Source organism: Variovorax boronicumulans, from assembly GCF_009811375.1.
Classification (GTDB): domain Bacteria; phylum Pseudomonadota; class Gammaproteobacteria; order Burkholderiales; family Burkholderiaceae_C; genus Variovorax; species Variovorax boronicumulans.
Window position 1 is genome coordinate 174,070 of the sequence record NZ_BKDH01000002.1, and the last position, 17,755, is coordinate 191,824.

Below are 17,755 nucleotides of genomic sequence, written 5' to 3' on the forward strand. Positions count from 1 at the left end.
AAACGCTCAAGCCGCCCGGTTCAAGCCGGGCGGCTTTTTGTCCTTCCTCAATTCATCCGGCCACGCCTGCTCTGCAGCAGCCCCACATTCATTTCTCCGCTCAGCACCGATGCGTAGAAACGCTCGACCATGTTGACGCTCGTTCGCGCGTTGCGCGCCAGTGTCAGCATGTCGATCCCCTGCCCATACAAGAGCCGCAACGTGATGGCCGTATGGCGCAAGCAATACAGCGTCCTCGACTGACCCAGCGGTCCTTTCTCGAGACCGGTCTTTTCGAGCACCCAGTGAAAGAAGAAATTGAGAACCGCCAGCGCGTGCTCGCGGTTCTTCAGGTGCGGCATGAAGATGTAGTCTTCCGCCCCGCCGAAACCATGGGTCTCGCGGTACGCGACCAGGCATTCATAGACACGAACGGCAGGTCGCAGGCTCACGATGGGCTGGCTGTGCCGCTTGGTCTCCGGCAGGTTCATCCGCAGGTAGACATGCTTGCCTCGCACCACCTCGATGTGCTTGTGTTTCATGAGCTTGATGTCGCTGGGGCGCACGAAGGTGTTGACCATCCAGCGGATCAGCCACGGCAACTCGTCGGGCATGACGAGCAATTCGCGAGCGATCCAGAAACGTTCGCCGGCCGTCAGCCGATCCAGCACCGGGTGCGAATGGCCGCGCAAGCTGCGCGCCGCCGCGATCAGCGCACGGTACTCCGCCACGCTGAAGCTGCCGCGCGGCTGGCTGCGCACCTTGACCTTCGGGAACACGGGGGCCTCGCGCAATGCACCGACGTGCACGCCATGCATGACCACCTTGCGGAGCAACACGAGGTACTGCGCGATCGTCGTGCTCGTAAAGCCTTGTTCCCCGAGGTGATCGATCAGGCGCTGCACGTCCGCGGTCGCGAACACGGCCACCGGCACATCGCCCAGCAACGGAACGATGTGCGCACGCAATCTGTTGCCCATGACCTGCCATGTGGGCCGTCCGATTTCGCCGCGTTGCACGCGCGCGGCCTCGGCCTGCATCAGTCCCTTCGAAAGGTCACTGACAGAAACTGATAACAAATTCTGCCCAACTGTTAGTGAATTAGCGGGCGTATGAATCGCGGGATAGGTGCGCGCAAAAAAACCGGAATCATTTGCAGCAGGAGCCTTGCGGAATAGGTTTATGACATTTGTGTCCATGCCATTCCCCGCATGCAATACCGATGCCTCTTATGATTGATGGTTAGCAAATGAAAACTCCCTGGAAAAGATCTTGCGCAATGCACCCGTTACTGCGGCGTTAACGCCCGCCGACTATCTCAGAAAAATCCTCAATGCGCGGGTCTACGACGTGGCTGTCGAGTCCGCTCTGGAGAAGGCGCGCGCGCTCAGCGAGCGGCTCGGCAATACCGTGTTGCTCAAGCGCGAGGACCAGCAACCCGTATTCAGTTTCAAACTGCGCGGTGCCTATAACAAGATGGCGCACCTGAGCAAAGCGCAATTGGCGAGCGGTGTGATTTGCGCATCGGCCGGCAATCACGCGCAAGGCGTTGCGCTCGGCGCGCGCAAGCTCGGCACGCGCGCAGTGATCGTGATGCCCGTGACCACGCCGCAATTGAAGATCGATGCGGTGCGTGGTTTCGGCGGCGAGATCGTGCTGCACGGCGACAGCTATTCCGACGCCTACCTGCATGCGCTCGAATTGCAGACGCAGCAGAACCTGACCTTCGTCCATCCCTTCGACGACCCCGACGTCATCGCGGGCCAGGGCACCATCGCGATGGAAATCCTGCGCCAGCACCAGGGCCCGCTCGACGCGGTGTTCGTGGCGATCGGCGGCGGCGGCCTCATCTCCGGCGTGGCCAACTACATCAAGGCCGTGCGGCCCGAGATCAAGGTGATCGGCGTCCAGATGAGCGACTCCGACGCGATGATGCAATCGGTCGCCGCGCACCAGCGCGTGAACCTGCCCGACGTCGGCCTGTTCTCCGACGGCACGGCCGTCAAGCTGGTCGGCGAGGAAACCTTCCGCATCGCGCAGAACCTGGTCGACGGCTACATCTCGGTCGACACCGACGCCGTGTGCGCCGCCATCAAGGACGTGTTCGTCGACACGCGCAGCATCGTCGAGCCGGCCGGCGCACTGGCCGTGGCGGCCATCAAGCAGTACGCGGCCGAGCATGGCCGCCAAGGCGAGACCTACGCAGCGATCCTGTGCGGTGCCAACATGAATTTCGACCGGCTGCGCTTCGTGGCCGAGCGGGCCGAGGTCGGCGAGGAACGCGAGGCGCTGTTCGCCGTGACCATCCCTGAAGAGCGCGGCAGCTTCCGTCGCTTTTGCGAACTCATCAGCCAGCTGCCGGCCGGCGGCGCGCCGCGCAACGTGACCGAGTTCAACTACCGCATCAGCGATGCCGCCAAGGCCCACGTGTTCGTCGGCCTCACGACCTCGGCGCGTGGCGAGTCGGCCACCATCGCGAAGGTCTTCATCGAACACGGCTTCGACGCACTCGACCTCACGCACGACGAGCTCGCCAAGGAGCACCTGCGCCACCTGGTGGGTGGCCGCACGGGGCTGGCGCACGACGAGCGCCTGCTGCGTTTCGTGTTCCCCGAGCGTCCCGGTGCGCTGCTCAAGTTCCTGAGCCTGATGCGGCCGAACTGGAACATCAGCCTGTTCCACTACCGCAACCAGGGCGCCGACTACGGGCGCATCCTCGTGGGCCTGCAGGTGCCGGCCGAAGAGTCGGCGGCCTTCGACAGCTTCCTCGAAACGCTGGGCTATCCCTGCGTCGAGGAAACGGCCAACCCGGCCTACCGCCTGTTCCTCCAGGCCTGAAGAAAAGAGAAAGAAAGCGACCGCTGCGCTTACTGCGCAGGGGTCTGCGCCTGCGGCGGCGGCTCCATCGCGGCGCCCGCCGTGGCGGCAGGTTGCAACTGCTGCTGCGGCGGCATCACCACTGCCGGCATCGTGGCCGGCAACGGGCCGGCAGGCACAGCCGGCGACACCGACGGCAGACCAGCAGGTGGCGTCGGAAGCCCCATGCTCAGCGGCGCACGCACCGGCAGCTGCAGCGTGAACGCCGCCGGCCCGTCGCGCTGGGCACCGAGCGTCGCCGCGCGCACGCCCACCGACTGCAGCACATAGCTCTCGCCGACCTTCGAGCCGACGCGGAACGGCCGCGGCGGCTTGCCGTCGATCGAGATCAGCGCCGCGCCCTGGTTCGACGGGTCCGCCACCACGCCCGACAGCGCGAAGCGGCTCGCGGCCTCCGGCGCCACGGGCGCGTTCGACGTCACCGTGACCACGCCCAGCAACCGGGCCACCGCCTCGGCATCGGCCGCGACCGGTGCGCGCGGCATCGTGGCCGCCGCAGCCACGGCGTCGGCCGGCGAGGCCAGCCGCAGCGCCCAGAACACCGCGGCGCCCGCGGCCAACGCCCAAAGCCCCGTCGTTGCAAGTGGGGCATGCCAGCGGGCTGCGGAGTAAGGACTTGTCATGGCCGCGGATTATCATGCAGCGCGCTTACCGCCTCATGTCCCCGCAAGCTATGAACAAACTCCTTCGTTCCGTCTCCCGCACCGCACAACGCGGCTTCACGCTGATCGAACTCATGGTGGTGCTTGTCATCATCGGCGTGCTCGCTGCGCTGATCGTGCCGAACGTGATCGAGCGCGCCGACGACGCCCGCGTCACCGCCGCCCGCACCGACATCAACAACCTGATGCAGGCCCTCAAGCTCTACCGCCTCGACAACCAGCGCTACCCGACCGCCGAGCAGGGCCTGCAGTCGCTGCTGACCCGCCCCACCGCGGGCCCGGCCGCGCCCAACTGGAAGCCCTACGTCGAGAAGCTGCCCAACGACCCCTGGGGCCATCCGTACCAGTACATGAACCCCGGCATCAAGGGCGAAATCGACGTGCTCTCCTTCGGCGCCGACGGACAGAGCGGCGGCGAGGGCAAGAATGCCGACATCGGCAGCTGGCAGTAAGCGCATCGCCCCCGGCCGCGTGGTGCTGCCACCGCCTCGCGCAGCGCGCGGCTTCACGCTGCTGGAGCTGATCGTGGTGATCGCGATCATCGCCATCGCGACCGCCAGCGTGAGCTTCGCGATGCGCGACACCAACGCCGCCGCGCTCGACCGCGAGGCCGACCGCCTCGCCGCCCTGCTCGAATCGGCCCGCGCCCAGTCGCGCGCCAGCGGCGTCATGGTGCGCTGGCGCCTCGTCGAAGGCGGCGGCTTCGTCTTCGACGGCCTGCCCGCCGACGCGCTGCCCACCGGCTGGACCCACGCAGGCATCACGGCCCAGCCCCTGCTGGGCGGCGACACGCCGGTGGCGGCGCTGCAGCTCGGTCCCGACCCCATCATTCCGGCGCAGCAGGTCATGTTGCACAGCGACGGCCCACCCGCGCGCGTGCTGCGCGTCGCCACCGACGGGCTGCGGCCCTTCACCGTGTTCGCCGTGCCATGACGCAACGGCTGCGGCGCGCCGGCTCCAGCCACGGCTTCACGCTGGTCGAGGTGCTGATCGCGCTGGGCATCGTCGCGCTCGCGCTGGCGGCCGGCTCGCAGGCCACGATGTCGCTCACGCGCAATGCGCAGCGCCAGTCCGACCTCGTGCTGGCCGGCCTGTGCGCGGAAAACGAACTCGCCAAGGCGCGCCTGTCGCGGCAGATGCCGGCCGTCGGCGACTCGGGCTCCATCTGCCTGCAGGCCGGCCTCACCTTCCTGGTGACGACCACGACCGTGCCCACGCTCAACCCGAATTTCCGGCGCGTCGACGTGCAGGTGCGCGACGAAGGCAGCGCACCGCTGCTGCGCGTGTCGACCGTGGTGGGGCGCGTCTGATGACGAAGCTCAGCCGCAAGCCCCCGCGCGCACGCGGCTTCACGCTGATCGAGCTGCTGGTCGCCATCGCCGTGATGGCGCTGCTCGCACTGGTGAGCTGGCGCGGCCTGGACAGCATGTCGCGCGCCACCACGCAGAACCAGCAGCGCGCCGACGCGGTGCTCACGCTGCAGGCCACGCTCGCACAGTGGAGCGCCGACCTCGACGCCATCACCCTGCTCGCGCAGACCCGCCCGATCGACTGGGACGGCCGCGTGCTGCGCATGACGCGCCGCGGCAGCGACACCAGCACGCCGACCGTGCAGGTCGTCGCCTGGACGCTGCGCCCCGGCGCGGACGGCACGCGCTGGCGGCGCTGGCAGTCGGCGCCTTTCGCCACGCGCGGCGAATGGGTGCAGGCCTGGAACCTCGCGGCCGCCTGGGCACAGGACGGCGCCGCCCCCACCGGCGGCGCCACCGATGTGGCGCTGATGCCGGTCAACAGCTGGCAGCTCGCGTACTTCCGCAACAACGCCTGGGTGCCGGCGGAGCCGCTGCCCGTGGCGGCGGCGAACCCGTCCAACCCGGCCGGCGCGCTCATCGCCATGCCCGACGGCGTGCGGCTGGTGCTGACCCTGCCGCCCGGCGACGGGCTCTCGGGCACGCTCACGCGCGACTGGGTGCGCCCGACGCTCGGGGGGCCGCGCTCATGACCTCGCCGCAACGCCATCGCGTGGCCAGCACGCGCCGCCAGCGCGGCGCCGCGCTGCTCGCCGCCATGCTGACCGTGATGCTGGTCGCCACCTTCTCCGCCGCTGCGCTCTGGCAGCAGTGGCGCTCGGCCGAGGTCGAAGGCGCTGAGCGCGCGCGCGTGCAGGCGGCCTGGGTGCTGATCGGCGCGCTCGACTGGTCGCGCCTGATCCTCGGCGAAGACGGCCGCGCCGGCGGCCCCGACCACCTCGGCGAGCCCTGGGCCGTGCCGCTCGAAGAGGCCCGCCTCACCAGCTTCCTGTCGGCCGAGAAGAACGTGGCCAGCGACAACCTCGAAGGCCTGCCCGACGCCTTCCTGTCGGGCCGCATCATCGACGCGCAGTCCAAGCTCAACGTGCTGTCGCTGGTGGACGCCGGCAAGCCGGTGCCGGCCAGCGTTGCCACCTTCACGCGCCTCTTCAACCTGCTCGGCCTGCCGGCGGGCGAGCTGACCCAGATGACCGCGCGGCTCGCGAGCGCGCTGCACACCGGCAGCACCGACGCCGCCTCAGGCGGTAGCGGCGGTGGCGGCAGCAGCGGCGGTGGCGATGCCAGCGCCGACACCGGCGCCGCTCCGCTGATGCCGCAGGAAGTCGCGCAACTCGTGTGGCTCGGCCTCTCGCCCGCCACCGCTGCCGCGCTCGAGCCCTACGTGACGATCCTGCCGGAGCGCACCACGCTCAACCTCAACACGGCCAGCGCCGAGGCCATCAGCGCGAGCGTCGAATCGCTGGGCATCGCCAGCGCGCGCCAGCTGGTGGAGCGGCGCAGGCGCTCCTTCTTCAAGAACATCGAGGAAGCCAACGCCGGCCTGCCCAGCGGCGGCTCGCGCTTCAACGCGGCCCAGCACGGCGTGGGCACCCAGTATTTCGAGGTGTACGGCCGGCTGCGGCTGGACCGCACCTGGGTGGAAGAGCACTCGCTGCTCTTTCGCAAGGGCCTGGCCGTGACCACCGTCTGGCGCACCCGTGGCGCGGGCGCCACCATGCCCCCGGCAAAACCCTGACGCCGCTTTCCTTTTCTCTGATCAAAACACCGTCAAACGCACGTAGTCTCTGCAAGATATGCTATTCAAACAATAGCAACAACTTGTAAGCCACCCTCCTACAATCACCGGCTTTTCCGACACCCCCCCGACATGACCCCGCTGCTGCTCCTTGCCCCCCTCCCTCCGGCCGATGCCGCGGGCGAGTACGACTGGGCCCAGGCCGGTGAGGACGGCATCGCCCTGCGCGACCAGGGCCGCGCGCTGCTGACGCTGCTGCCGTCGGGCCCCGAGGTCACGCTCGGCATTCCGTCCTCGGCGCTCTCATGGCACCGCGTGACCTTGCCCAAGGGCAGCATGGGCAGCACCTCGAAGCTGCGCGCCGTGCTCGACGGCCTGCTCGAAGAGCACCTGCTCGACGACCCGGAAGCCCTGCACTTCGCGCTCGCGCCCGACGCCAAGGCCGGCGAGCCGGTGTGGGTCGCGGCCTGCAACCGCATCTGGCTGCGCAGCGTCGTGCAGGGGCTCGAAGCCGCCGGCCGGCGCGTCGTGCGCATCGTTCCCGAATTCACGCCGCAGCCGGCCGACGCGCCGCCGCTGCTGCAGGTCACGGGCGAGCCCGAGGCGCCGCAACTCACGGTGTGCGACGGCGACGGCGTGGTCTCGCTGCCGCTGGCCGGCGCGGGCCTGGCCCTGTCGAACGGCCTGCCGCTGGACACCGCCGTCATCACCACCGAACCCGCCGTCGCCGAAGCGGCCGAGCACCTGCTGCAGCGCCGCGTGCCGATCGTGCAGGCGCCGCAGCGCTGGCTGCACGCCACGCGCACGCCCTGGGAGCTCGCGCAGTTCGACCTCGCCGTGACGGGCCGCGCCCGCGCCGGCAAGAAGTTCGCCTCGGTGCTTCAGACGCTGCGCTTCGCGCCCGAATGGCGCGCCGCGCGCTGGGGCGTCGTGGTGCTGCTGCTGACCCAGCTCATCGGCCTGAACGCCTGGGCCTGGAAGGAGCGCAACGCGCTCGAGTCCAAGCGCCAGGCCACGCGCGCCATCCTGACGCAGACCTTTCCCTCGGTGAAGATCGTGGTCGACGCGCCGCTGCAGATGGGCCGCGAGGTCGCCGCGCTGCAACAGGCCGTCGGCGACGTGGCACCGAGCGATTTCGAACCCATGGTCGGCGCCATCGCCACCGCCCTGCCGCCCGGGCGCTCCCCGAGCGCCATCGACTTCAGCGCCGGCCAGCTGCGCCTGCGTGGCCTCGGGCTGCAGCCGCAGGAGGTCACGCAGATCACCGCCGCGCTGTCGCCGCGCGGCTACCAGGTGCGCACCGAAGGCGACCTGCTGCTGGTACAGGCCGAGGCCAACCGATGAACTTCAGCGAACAACTCAAGGCCCGCTGGGCCGTCCTCGGGATGCGCGAGCGCCGCCTCGTCATCGGCGCCGTCGCGCTGGTGGCACTGGCCTTGCTCTGGTGGATCGCGCTCGCCCCCGCGCTGCGCACGCTGGCCGCGGCACCGGCCGAACACGCACGGCTCGACGCCCAGCTCCAGCAGATGGCCACCTTGCAGAACCGCGCGAAGGCGCTGCAGTCGCAACCGCGCCTGGCGCGCGACGACGCCCTGCGCGCGCTCGAAAGCTCGGTGCGCGACGGCCTCGGCGTCACGAACGCGCAGCTCATGACGGCCGGCGGCGACGGCGCCGCCACCGTCACGCTGCGCGGCGCGCCGGCCCAGAACCTGGCGCAATGGCTCGCACAGGCGCGCGGCAATGCCCACGCCGTGCCGCGCGAAGTGCACCTGACGCGCGCGCCCGTCGCACCGCCGCCGCCAGGCGCCAAGCCTGCGCCCGCCACGCCCGACCAACCTCCGCAACCCCGCTGGGACGGCACGCTCGTGATGGCGCTGCCCGCCCCGCGCTGAAGCAGCCCCACGCACCGCACGGCATGGCGAGACGTCCCCCGGTCCCCGACCTCCAGCCGCGCCGCGGCAGCTGGCGCTGGGCCGTGCTCGGCGCCGCGACCGGCATGCTGGTGGCGGTCGTGCTGTTCGCACCGGCGCGCTGGCTGGCCTCGGCGCTCTCGGGCTGGACGCAAGGCCGCCTGCTGCTGGTCAACCCACGCGGCACGGTCTGGAACGGCACCGCCGCCGTCGTGTTCGCCAGCGGCGCCGGCGGCACGCAGGCCGTCTCGTTGCCGGGCCTCTTGAACTGGCGCATGTGGCCGAACTGGCGCGGTCTGTCGGCGCGCCTCGACCTCTCTTGCTGCGCAGCGCAACCGCTGGGCCTGCAAGCCAGCCCGCGCGCCAACGGCCTGCAGCTCGCCTGGCAGGACGCCCGCTCGCGCTGGCCCGCCACGCTGCTCACCGGCCTGGGCGCGCCCTGGAACACGCTCAAGCTCGAAGGCGCGCTCGACCTCAACACCCGCGCTTTCGCCATGCAGTGGGACGGCCCCGCCTTGCGCATCGAGGGCCAGGCCACGCTCGACGCCACCGATGTGTCATCCGCCCTGTCGACCCTGCGGCCGATGGGCAGCTACCGCCTGTCGCTCGAAGGCGGCACGCGCCCCACGCTGCTGCTGAGCACGCGCGAAGGCAGCCTCGAACTGAACGGCAGCGGCGACTGGAGCGGCACCGCGTTGCGCTTCAACGGCGAAGCCAGCGCGGCACCGGGCCGCGAAGACGCACTTTCCAATTTGTTGAACATCATCGGGCGGCGCGACGGTGCGCGCTCGATCATCACCCTGGGTTGATCCGACCATGAAGAAGCCTCTGTCCTCGTCCGGCACCCGCCCCGGCCTCGTCGCGCTCGCGGTACGCCTGCTGATCGCGGCGTCGTTCGTGCCGGTGCTGCCGCCCGCCTACGCGCAGACCGGCGACGCCCCGCGGCGCGGCGAACCGATCACGCTGAACTTCGCCGCCGCCGACATCGAGGCCGTGGCCCGCACCATGGCCGTGGTCACGGGGCGCGACGTGGTGGTCGACCCACGCGTCAAGGGCACCATGAACCTGGTCACCGACCGCCCGCTGGCGCCGGCCGCTGCGTTCAACCAGTTTGCCGCTGCTCTGCGCCTGCAGGGCTTTGCGGTGGTGGAAGCCGACGGCCTGTACAAGGTGGTGCCCGAGGCCGACGCCAAGCTGCAGACCAGCACCGTCAACACCACGATCAGCGGTGCCAGCTCGGCCGCGGGCAACCAGATCGTCACGCAGATCTTCCGCCTGAACTACGAATCGGCCAACAGCCTGCTGCCCGTGCTGCGCCCGCTGATCCCGCCGAACAACACCATCAACGTGAACCCGGGCAACAACTCGCTCGTGATCACCGACTACGCCGACAACATGCGCCGGCTGGCGCGCATCATCGCGTCGCTCGACGTGCCCAACGCGTCCGACATCGAAGTCATCCAGCTCAAGCATTCGGTGGCCACCGACATGGTGCCGCTGGTCACGCGGCTGGTCGAAGGCGGCGGTGCGAGCGCGCCCGGTGCCGCCGCGCCGGGCGGGGCCGACGCGTCGTTCCGCACCACGCTGATGGCCGACCCGCGCAGCAACTCGCTGATTCTTCGCGCCGCCAACCCGGCACGCGCGCAGCTCGTGCGCACGCTGGTCGAGAAGCTCGACCGTGCGCCGGCCGAAAGCAGCAACGGCGCGGCCGGCAACATCTACGTGGTCTACCTGAAGAACGCCGATGCGGTGCGCCTCGCAGCCACGCTGCGCGCCGCCATGGCCGCGAGCCAGCAGCAGTCGCAGGTGCCGGGCGCGCCCGGCGCCGCGGGCAGCGCCGGCTCGTCGGTGCCGCCGGCCAGCATGCCGATGACGCAGGCCAGCTTCGGCGGCAGCAACACCCAGGGCGGCGGTTCGGCCGCGGCCAACGCGCCGCTGAACAACGCCAACCAGCCGTCCACCGGCGGCCAGATCCAGGCCGACCCGAGCACCAACTCGCTCATCATCACCGCGCCCGAGCCGCAGTACCGCCAGATGCGCGCCGTGATCGACAAGCTCGACGGGCGCCGCGCGCAGGTGATGATCGAGGCGCTCATCGTCGAGGTCAGCGCCAAGAAGGCCGCCAACTTCGGCGTGCAGTGGCAGAGCGCGCTGGGCAACAACGCCGTCATCGGCACCAACTCCAGCCTGGCCAGCGCCAACATCCTGGCGCTGACGCAGGCCCTGGCCACGCGCGACGTCGCCAACGTGCGGCCCTCCACCGGCCTGAACCTGGGCATCGCCGGCAAGATCGGCGGCCAGTACATCCTGGGCGCCATCGCCAACTTCTTCAACAGCGACGGCGACGCCAACGTGCTGTCCACGCCCAACCTGCTGACGCTGGACAACGAAGAAGCCAAGATCGTCATCGGCCAGAACGTGCCCTTCGTGACCGGCCAGTACGCCAGCACCTCGGGCTCGGTCGGCATCAACCCGTTCACCACGGTGGAGCGCAAGGACGTGGGCCTCACGCTGCGCGTGCGCCCGACCATCAACGAGAACGGCACCGTGAAGATGACCATCTTCCAGGAGACCTCCACGGTCGACCAGAACACGGCCAAGGACCCCAACGGCCCGACCACCAACAAGCGCTCCATCGAGTCGAGCGTGCTGGTGGAAGACGGCGGCCTCGTGATGCTCGGCGGCCTGCTCTCCGACAACTACGGCAACACCGTCGAGAAGGTGCCCGTGGCCGGCGACATCCCGGTGCTCGGCAACCTGTTCAAGAACGAGGTGCGCACGCGCGACAAGAGCAACCTCATGATGTTCCTGCGCCCCGCCGTGATGCGCGACGGTGCCTCCACCGAAGCCTTCGCCTACGACCGCTACGACGAGATCCGCGGCATGCAGCAGCGCACGCAGCCCAACACCGACAACATCATGCTGCGCGGTGTCGACTCGGCGCCCGTGCTGCCCGAGGCGCCGCTGGTGCGCATCAACCGCCTCAACAGCAGCGACAGCGGCAAGAAGAACAGCGAGACCCGCATGGAAGGCACGCAGCTCATCCCGCCGCCGCGCCCCGCCACCGACAACCGCCGGCTCGCGCCCAGCCCGCTGCGCGGCGCGCTGCCGCCCACCGCCGACCCGACCAGCTCGCGCGAGCTGCCCTGAGCCCCGTTTCGCACACGCCATCCCCCCATGCGCTATCCCCTGCCCTACGCGTTCGCACGCAGCCAGCAACTGCTGCTCGAAGCCACGGACGACGGCCGCCACACGCTGTGGATGTCTTCCCATCCGGCACGCAGCGCCGTCGGTGAAGTGACCCGCAAGTACGGCGTGCAGGCCTTCGAGGTGCTCGACGACGGCCCGCTCGCGCAGCGCATCAGCGCCGCTTACGCCCAGGGCGAATCGAGCGCCGCCGCGGTGGTCAGCGAAGTGCAGAACGACGCCGACCTCTCGCGCATGATGCAGGAGCTGCCGGCGGTCGAAGACCTGCTGGCCAGCGCCGGCGACGCGCCCATCATCCGCATGCTGAACGCGCTGCTCACGCAGGCCGCGCGCGACGGCGCCAGCGACATCCACATCGAGCCCTACGAGCGCACGTCGTCCGTGCGCTTTCGCATCGACGGCACGCTGCGCGAAGTGGTGCAGCCCAACCGCGCGCTGCACGCCGCGCTGATCTCGCGCCTGAAGATCATGGCCGACCTCGACATCTCCGAGAAGCGGCTGCCGCAAGACGGGCGCATCAGCCTGCGCATCGGCACGCGCGCGGTCGACGTGCGGGTGTCGACGCTGCCCAGCGCGCATGGCGAACGCGCCGTGCTGCGCCTCCTGGACAAGAGCGAATCGAAGCTCACGCTCGAATCGGTCGGCATGCAGGGCGACTCGCTGGCGCGCTTCGAAAAGCTCATTGCGCAGCCGCACGGCATCATCCTCGTGACCGGCCCTACCGGCTCGGGCAAGACCACCACGCTGTATGCCGCGCTGGCCCGGCTCGATGCGAGCCGCAGCAACATCATGACGGTGGAAGACCCCATCGAGTACGAGCTGCCGGGCGTGGGCCAGACGCAGATCAACGCAAAGATCGAACTCACCTTCGCCAAGGCCCTGCGCGCCATCCTGCGGCAAGACCCCGACGTGATCATGATCGGCGAAATCCGCGACTTCGAAACCGCGCAGATCGCCATCCAGGCCTCGCTCACCGGCCACCTCGTGCTGGCCACGCTGCACACCAACGATTCAGTGAGTGCCGTCACGCGCCTGACCGACATGGGCGTGGAGCCCTTCCTGCTGAGTTCGTCGCTGCTCGGCGTGCTGGCCCAGCGCCTCGTGCGCAAGGTCTGCACCGCCTGCGGCGGCCCGGGCTGCGAGGTCTGCGGCCAGACCGGCTACCAGGGCCGCACCGGCATCTTCGAGCTGCTCGTGGCCGACGACGAGGTGCAGGCACTCATCCACGGCAAGGCCGCCGAGAGCGCGCTGTTCGAAGCCGGCGCACGCGGCGGCCTGCGCTCCATGCGCGAAGACGGCGAACGGCTGGTGCAGGCCGGCATCACCTCGCGCGCCGAACTCTTGCGCGTCACCCGCGAGTAGCGACCCGCGATGCCCGCCTATTCCTTCGAAGCCATCGATGCCAGCGGCCAGTCGCGCGAGGGCGTGCTCGAGGCCGACACCGCGCGCGCCGCACGCGGCCTGCTGCGGGCGCAGGCGCTCATCCCGCTGTCGGTCAAGCCGGTCGGCGGTGGCGATGCGGCCGGCGGTGGCGGCAGCGCAGGCAGCACGCTCACGCGCTGGCTCGGGGGCGGCAAGCGCGTCTTCAATTCGACGAACCTCGCCGTGTGGACGCGCCAGCTCGCCGGCCTCATCTCGGCCGGCCTGCCGCTGGAACGCGCGCTCACGGCCCTCACCGACGAAGCCGAATCGGAACCGCAGCGCAACCTCGTGGCCTCGCTGCGCGCCGAGGTCAACGCGGGCTCGCCCTTCGCGCGCGCGCTGTCGGCGCACCCGCGCGAGTTCTCGCCCATCTACACCGCTGTGATCGGCGCCGGCGAGCAAAGCGGCAACCTCGGGCTCGTGCTCGAACGCCTCGCCGACGATCTCGAAGAGCGCCAGGTGCTGCAGCAGAAGCTGATCGGCGCCGCGCTGTACCCGGCCATCGTCACGCTGGTGGCGATCGTGATCGTGATCTTCCTCGTGAGCTACGTGGTGCCGCAGGTGGCGCAGGTGTTCGCGGGCACCAAGCGCTCGCTGCCCTTCCTCACGACCGTGATGCTGTCGCTGAGCGCGGCCGTGCGCAACTACGGCTGGTGGATGCTGGGCGCCGTGGTGATCGCGGCCATCGGTGCGCGCATCGCGCTGGCGCAGGAGGCCTTCCGCCTCAAGTTCGACGCCGCCTGGCTCAAGCTGCCGCTGGTCGGCAAGCTCGCGCGCGGCTACAACGCGGCACGTTTCGCCAGCACGCTCGCCATGCTGGCCACCGCCGGCGTACCCATCCTGCGCGCGCTGCAGGCCGCCTCCGAAACGCTGGGCAACCGCGCCATGCGCGCCGACGCGCTCGACGCGCTGGTGCTGGTGCGCGAAGGCGCCCCGCTGGCCTCCGCGCTGGCGCAGAAGAAACGCTTCCCGGGGCTGGTGTCGATGTTCGCGCGCCTGGGCGAACAGACCGGCACGCTGCCCGTGATGCTGCAACGCGCCGCCAACCAGCTGGGCGCCGAAGTGCAGCGCCGCGCGATGCACCTGGCCACCATCCTGGAGCCGCTGCTCATCGTCGCAATGGGCGGCGTCGTGATGCTGATCGTGCTGGCCGTGATGCTGCCTATCATCCAGCTCAATCAGTTCGTCAAGTGACGACGGACGGGGAGCCCCTCACATGCCCGTAACGCTCGAAGACAAACTCGTGGTCGCGATCTCCTCGCGGGCCCTGTTCAACCTCGAAGAAGAAAACAAGATCTTCGAGGCCGGCGACAACGAGGGCTACATGAAGCTGCAGCTCGACCGCATCGATGAACCGGCCGCCCCCGGCATCGCGTCGTCGCTGATCCGCAAGCTGCTGCGCTTCAACGAAGACGGCGTGCAGCGCGTCGAGGTGGTCATTCTTTCGCGCAACGACCCGGTGTCGGGCATGCGCATCTTCAAGTCGAGCGCCGCGGCCGACATCAAGCTGCAGCGCGGCGTGTTCACCCAAGGCCGCCCGCCCTTCGGCTACCTGCGCCCGCTGCGCGCGCACCTGTTCCTGTCGGTCAACGCGCAAGACGTGCGCGAGGCACTCGCCGCAGGCTTCCCCGCCGCGCGCGTGCTGGTCGAATCGGTGAAGGCCAGCGATGCGTGGCCGAACGAAGTGCGCATCGCCTTCGACGGCGACGCGGTGCTCTTCAGCGACGAGGCCGAGCGCGTGTTCCAGGCCGAGGGCCTCGATGCCTTCCAGGCGCACGAACTCAGCAAGGCCGACCTGCCCCTGCCCGAAGGCCCGTTCAAGCCGCTGCTGATGGCCTTGCACCGCCTGCAGATGGCGGGCAATGCGCAGATGCGCATCCGCACCGCACTGGTCACGGCGCGCAGCGCACCGGCGCACGAGCGCGCGATCCGCACGCTCATGAAATGGAACATCCGCGTCGACGAAGCGATGTTCCTGGGCGGCCTGCCCAAGGGCGAGTTCCTGCGCGAGTTCGAGCCCGACTTCTTCTTCGACGACCAGACCGGTCACGTCGATGCGGCCTCGCGGCATGTGCCTGCGGGGCATGTGTCGAGTGGCATCAGCAACGAGTCCTGACGCCGTTCAGGGCGCGATCCCGCCGACGGGGCACCTTGCTCCGCGAATGTCCTCCGGCCTGCGGCCTCCCCCTTGATTTCGCTGCGCAAGGCACCCCATCGACGTGATCGATGGGCAGTACGGCCGTTGATCGGCCGCACCCCCACGCTGCTTCCCGTGCCCAGGGCACTGGGTGCTTCCCGCAGCGAAATCAAGGAGGAGGCCGCAGGCCGGGGGACATTCGCGGAGGGAAGTACCCGGTGGCCTGGGCACGCGCCCCAGCCCTTCTCTCGCCACCTCAAAGACCAGCGCGTTGTCACGCGCGTTTCGTCCCACTGTCATCGCTCGTTCACTGCCGAGTAACGGGTTCTCCCTAGTCTTGTCGCCTGTCCGGTGCGCAGTGCCTTCGTGGCACTTTTTTTTCGCGCCGGCCTTTCACCTCCCTCGACAGACAACAAGAACCGAACGGCTTTTCCGATGCGTCCGAACTCCCTCACGCACGCCGCGCCTCTCACGCGCTGGCTGTTGCCCCTTGCGATTTCCGCCGCGCTCGCGGCCTGCGGCGGTGGAGGCGGCGGTGGCGTTGCCTTTCCCCCGATCAGCGGCACCCCGACGCCGCCCCCGGCCAGCACGCCCAACGAAGGCAAGAGCGGCCCGAAGGCGCTGATCGTCGAGATCGACGGCCTCACGCATGCAGCATTGCGCGACGCCATCGCACAGAAGAAGGTGCCGGCCGCGCTGCAATCGCTGCAGCTCGCTCCCGCATGGACCGGCGGCACCGACGGCGCGCTCAGCGAGCAGCCCGCCACCGACGGCCCCGGCTGGGCCACGCTGCTGACCGGCACCTGGGTGCCGCGCCACGCGGTGCGCGCCGACACCGCGGACCAACGCATCGACGCCAAGCTCGCGCCCTCGGTCTTCGCCTTCGCGAAGCAGAAGAAGGACGCGGGCTACCTCACCGCATCGGTCACCGCCAACACGCTGTATCCGAACCTGCTGCTCGCGGAAACCGGCACGCTCGACACCGCCGTCGACTGCGCCGGTGCCGACGCCTGCGTGACTGCCAACACCACGCGCCTGATCGGCGCAGGCTACGACCTGCTCGTGGCGCAGTACAGCGCGCCGGCCGCCGCGGCCGCCAACGGCCTGCGCAGCGACAGCTACCAGCGCGCCGTCTCCGACACCGCAACGGCCGTCAGCCAGCTGCTCGCGCGCATCGCGCAACGCACGGCCAACGATGCGAAGGAAGACTGGCTCGTGATCCTCACGACCGGCCACGGCCTCGATGCCTTCGGCGGCGTCACCAGCCTGAAGGACGTCGACAACAAGACCGTCTTCATCGCCAGCAACAAGACCCTGCCCGCGCTGCCCGCCGTCGGCGCCGCCTCGCCGGCCGACGACACCGCGCTGCGCCAGTCGGCCGCCGCGACCGACATCGCGCCCACAGTGCTGCGCCACCTCGGCGCGCTGCCCGCGACTGCGGCCTACAACCTCAACGGCCAGGCCCTGCAGGCCACCACCGCCGTGCAGCAACTCGCGGCCCGCACCAGCGCCGACCGCAGCAGCATCGAACTCTCGTGGACGCTCGCGGGCGACCTCGGCGACCCGGTGCAGGTGCTGCGCGACGGCAAGCCGATCGCCACGCTGCCGGCCGGCGCCACGCGCTACACCGACCCCGTCAAGGCCGCGGCCGACGGCCTCTACGCCTTCCAATACACGGTCGCCGCCGGTGGCGCCAACGTCTCGATCTCCGCGCAGATCGCCTACGTGAAGGTGGGCCTGGTCAACCTGTTCCCGCTCGACGCACTGCCCGCGCTGGACCTCAACGCCACCGCGACGCTCGCGCCCATGGCCGCGGATGCCGACAGTGGCTCGCTCGTGGCCGACGACAACTTCCAGCCGCCCTACCGCGTGCAGGCGCTGCGCGTGGACAGCCGCATCAAGAACGCGAGCGGCATGGCCGGCTACAAGCTGCTGCAGACGCGCGACGTGACCACGGCCTCCGCCGTGGCCGCCTTCACCTTCGGCTTCTGGCTGCGCACCGACGCCACCTGCAGCCAGGGCGTGAGCAACGGCGCCTCGGTCATCGCCAACAAGAACTACGACACCGGCGACAACGCCGGCCTGGCACTCGGCCTGTTCAGCAACTGCGAGCTGCGCTTCAACACCGGCACCGGCAGCGGCCGCGGCGAGATCAAGGGCAAGCACTTCCTGAGCGCGGGCCGCTGGGCCTACGTGGCGATGGTCGTCGACAAGGCCGGCAAGAACATGAGCGGCTATGTGTTCGACCCCGTGAAGGGCACGCAGACCGGCAGCGTCGCGCTTTCGAATGCGCTGGTCGCCGCACTCGGCGGCCTGGGCAAGGGCATCGCCCTGAACGAAGACGCCACCGGCCTGTACTACCAGCGCTGGTCGGCCTCGCCGCGCGGCGCGATGGACTTCAACGACTTCGCGATCTGGAACCGCGCGCTCACCGCCGAAGAGCTCACGGCCATATACACCTCGGGCCAGCCGCTGTCGGCACTGGCGCCCTGATTACTCCGATCACCCCGATCTCC

The 17,755-nt window shown here is 69.7% G+C and carries 16 protein-coding genes; 14 read left to right on the plus strand and 2 right to left on the minus strand.

Annotated features, from left to right (window positions below):
* Window positions 1-47: 47 nt before the first annotated feature.
* Window positions 48-1,178, minus strand: coding sequence for a hypothetical protein (locus VHAB30_RS20700; RefSeq protein ID WP_159278464.1), 1,131 nt, complete (start codon window positions 1,176-1,178; stop codon window positions 48-50).
* 73 nt (window positions 1,179-1,251) lie between these two features.
* On the opposite strand from VHAB30_RS20700, the gene ilvA reads away from it, so the two are divergent.
* On the plus strand, window positions 1,252-2,817 hold the full coding sequence (gene ilvA, locus VHAB30_RS20705; protein ID WP_235926873.1) for a threonine ammonia-lyase, biosynthetic: 1,566 nt from the start codon (window positions 1,252-1,254) through the stop codon (window positions 2,815-2,817).
* 29 nt (window positions 2,818-2,846) lie between these two features.
* Here the strand turns inward: ilvA and VHAB30_RS20710 are convergent, their stop codons facing one another.
* Window positions 2,847-3,479 carry a type II secretion system protein N gene (locus VHAB30_RS20710; RefSeq protein ID WP_159278465.1) on the minus strand — a complete coding sequence of 211 codons (633 nt, stop codon included), beginning with the start codon at window positions 3,477-3,479 and terminating at the stop codon, window positions 2,847-2,849.
* 50 nt (window positions 3,480-3,529) lie between these two features.
* Between VHAB30_RS20710 and gspG the strand changes: the two genes are divergently transcribed.
* The 13 genes from gspG (at window position 3,530) to VHAB30_RS20775 (ending at window position 17,732) form a co-directional block, all read left to right on the plus strand.
* Window positions 3,530-3,970, plus strand: a complete 441-nt coding sequence (gene gspG / locus VHAB30_RS20715; protein WP_056573020.1) for a type II secretion system major pseudopilin GspG — start codon at window positions 3,530-3,532, stop codon at window positions 3,968-3,970.
* Entirely contained in the window at window positions 3,945-4,451 is a 507-nt protein-coding gene (locus tag VHAB30_RS20720) for a prepilin-type N-terminal cleavage/methylation domain-containing protein (RefSeq protein WP_159278466.1), read from the plus strand. The genes gspG and VHAB30_RS20720 overlap by 26 nt, the downstream gene beginning before the upstream one ends.
* Complete coding sequence (gene gspI / locus VHAB30_RS20725) at window positions 4,448-4,828, plus strand: type II secretion system minor pseudopilin GspI (protein WP_070060011.1); 381 nt, start codon at window positions 4,448-4,450, stop codon at window positions 4,826-4,828. The genes VHAB30_RS20720 and gspI overlap by 4 nt, the downstream gene beginning before the upstream one ends.
* Window positions 4,828-5,520 carry a PulJ/GspJ family protein gene (locus tag VHAB30_RS20730; RefSeq protein WP_159278467.1) on the plus strand — a complete coding sequence of 231 codons (693 nt, stop codon included), beginning with the start codon at window positions 4,828-4,830 and terminating at the stop codon, window positions 5,518-5,520. The genes gspI and VHAB30_RS20730 overlap by 1 nt, the downstream gene beginning before the upstream one ends.
* Entirely contained in the window at window positions 5,517-6,563 is a 1,047-nt protein-coding gene (gene gspK / locus VHAB30_RS20735) for a type II secretion system minor pseudopilin GspK (RefSeq protein WP_159278468.1), read from the plus strand. The genes VHAB30_RS20730 and gspK overlap by 4 nt, the downstream gene beginning before the upstream one ends.
* A gap of 132 nt (window positions 6,564-6,695) precedes the next feature.
* The gene (gspL, locus tag VHAB30_RS20740; RefSeq protein WP_159278469.1) at window positions 6,696-7,907 is read left to right on the plus strand and encodes a type II secretion system protein GspL; all 1,212 of its coding nucleotides are present in this window, start codon (window positions 6,696-6,698) and stop codon (window positions 7,905-7,907) included.
* Complete coding sequence (gene gspM, locus VHAB30_RS20745) at window positions 7,904-8,455, plus strand: type II secretion system protein GspM (RefSeq protein WP_095948277.1); 552 nt, start codon at window positions 7,904-7,906, stop codon at window positions 8,453-8,455. Before gspL ends, gspM begins: the two co-directional genes overlap by 4 nt.
* A 23-nt stretch (window positions 8,456-8,478) precedes the next feature.
* Window positions 8,479-9,282, plus strand: coding sequence for a type II secretion system protein N (gene gspN, locus VHAB30_RS20750; protein WP_159278470.1), 804 nt, complete (start codon window positions 8,479-8,481; stop codon window positions 9,280-9,282).
* A gap of 7 nt (window positions 9,283-9,289) precedes the next feature.
* Window positions 9,290-11,623 (plus strand): type II secretion system secretin GspD, encoded by a 2,334-nt coding sequence (gene gspD / locus VHAB30_RS20755; protein WP_159278471.1) that lies wholly within the window; start codon window positions 9,290-9,292, stop codon window positions 11,621-11,623.
* Between the two features lie 27 nt (window positions 11,624-11,650).
* Window positions 11,651-13,042 (plus strand): GspE/PulE family protein, encoded by a 1,392-nt coding sequence (locus VHAB30_RS20760; protein ID WP_095948274.1) that lies wholly within the window; start codon window positions 11,651-11,653, stop codon window positions 13,040-13,042.
* Window positions 13,043-13,051: 9 nt separating this feature from the next.
* Window positions 13,052-14,296 (plus strand): type II secretion system inner membrane protein GspF, encoded by a 1,245-nt coding sequence (gene gspF / locus VHAB30_RS20765; protein ID WP_159278472.1) that lies wholly within the window; start codon window positions 13,052-13,054, stop codon window positions 14,294-14,296.
* A 22-nt stretch (window positions 14,297-14,318) separates the two neighbouring features.
* Window positions 14,319-15,218, plus strand: coding sequence for a 5'-nucleotidase (locus VHAB30_RS20770; protein ID WP_099795206.1), 900 nt, complete (start codon window positions 14,319-14,321; stop codon window positions 15,216-15,218).
* 456 nt (window positions 15,219-15,674) lie between these two features.
* Entirely contained in the window at window positions 15,675-17,732 is a 2,058-nt protein-coding gene (locus tag VHAB30_RS20775) for a LamG-like jellyroll fold domain-containing protein (protein WP_159278473.1), read from the plus strand.
* Window positions 17,733-17,755 lie beyond the last annotated feature (23 nt).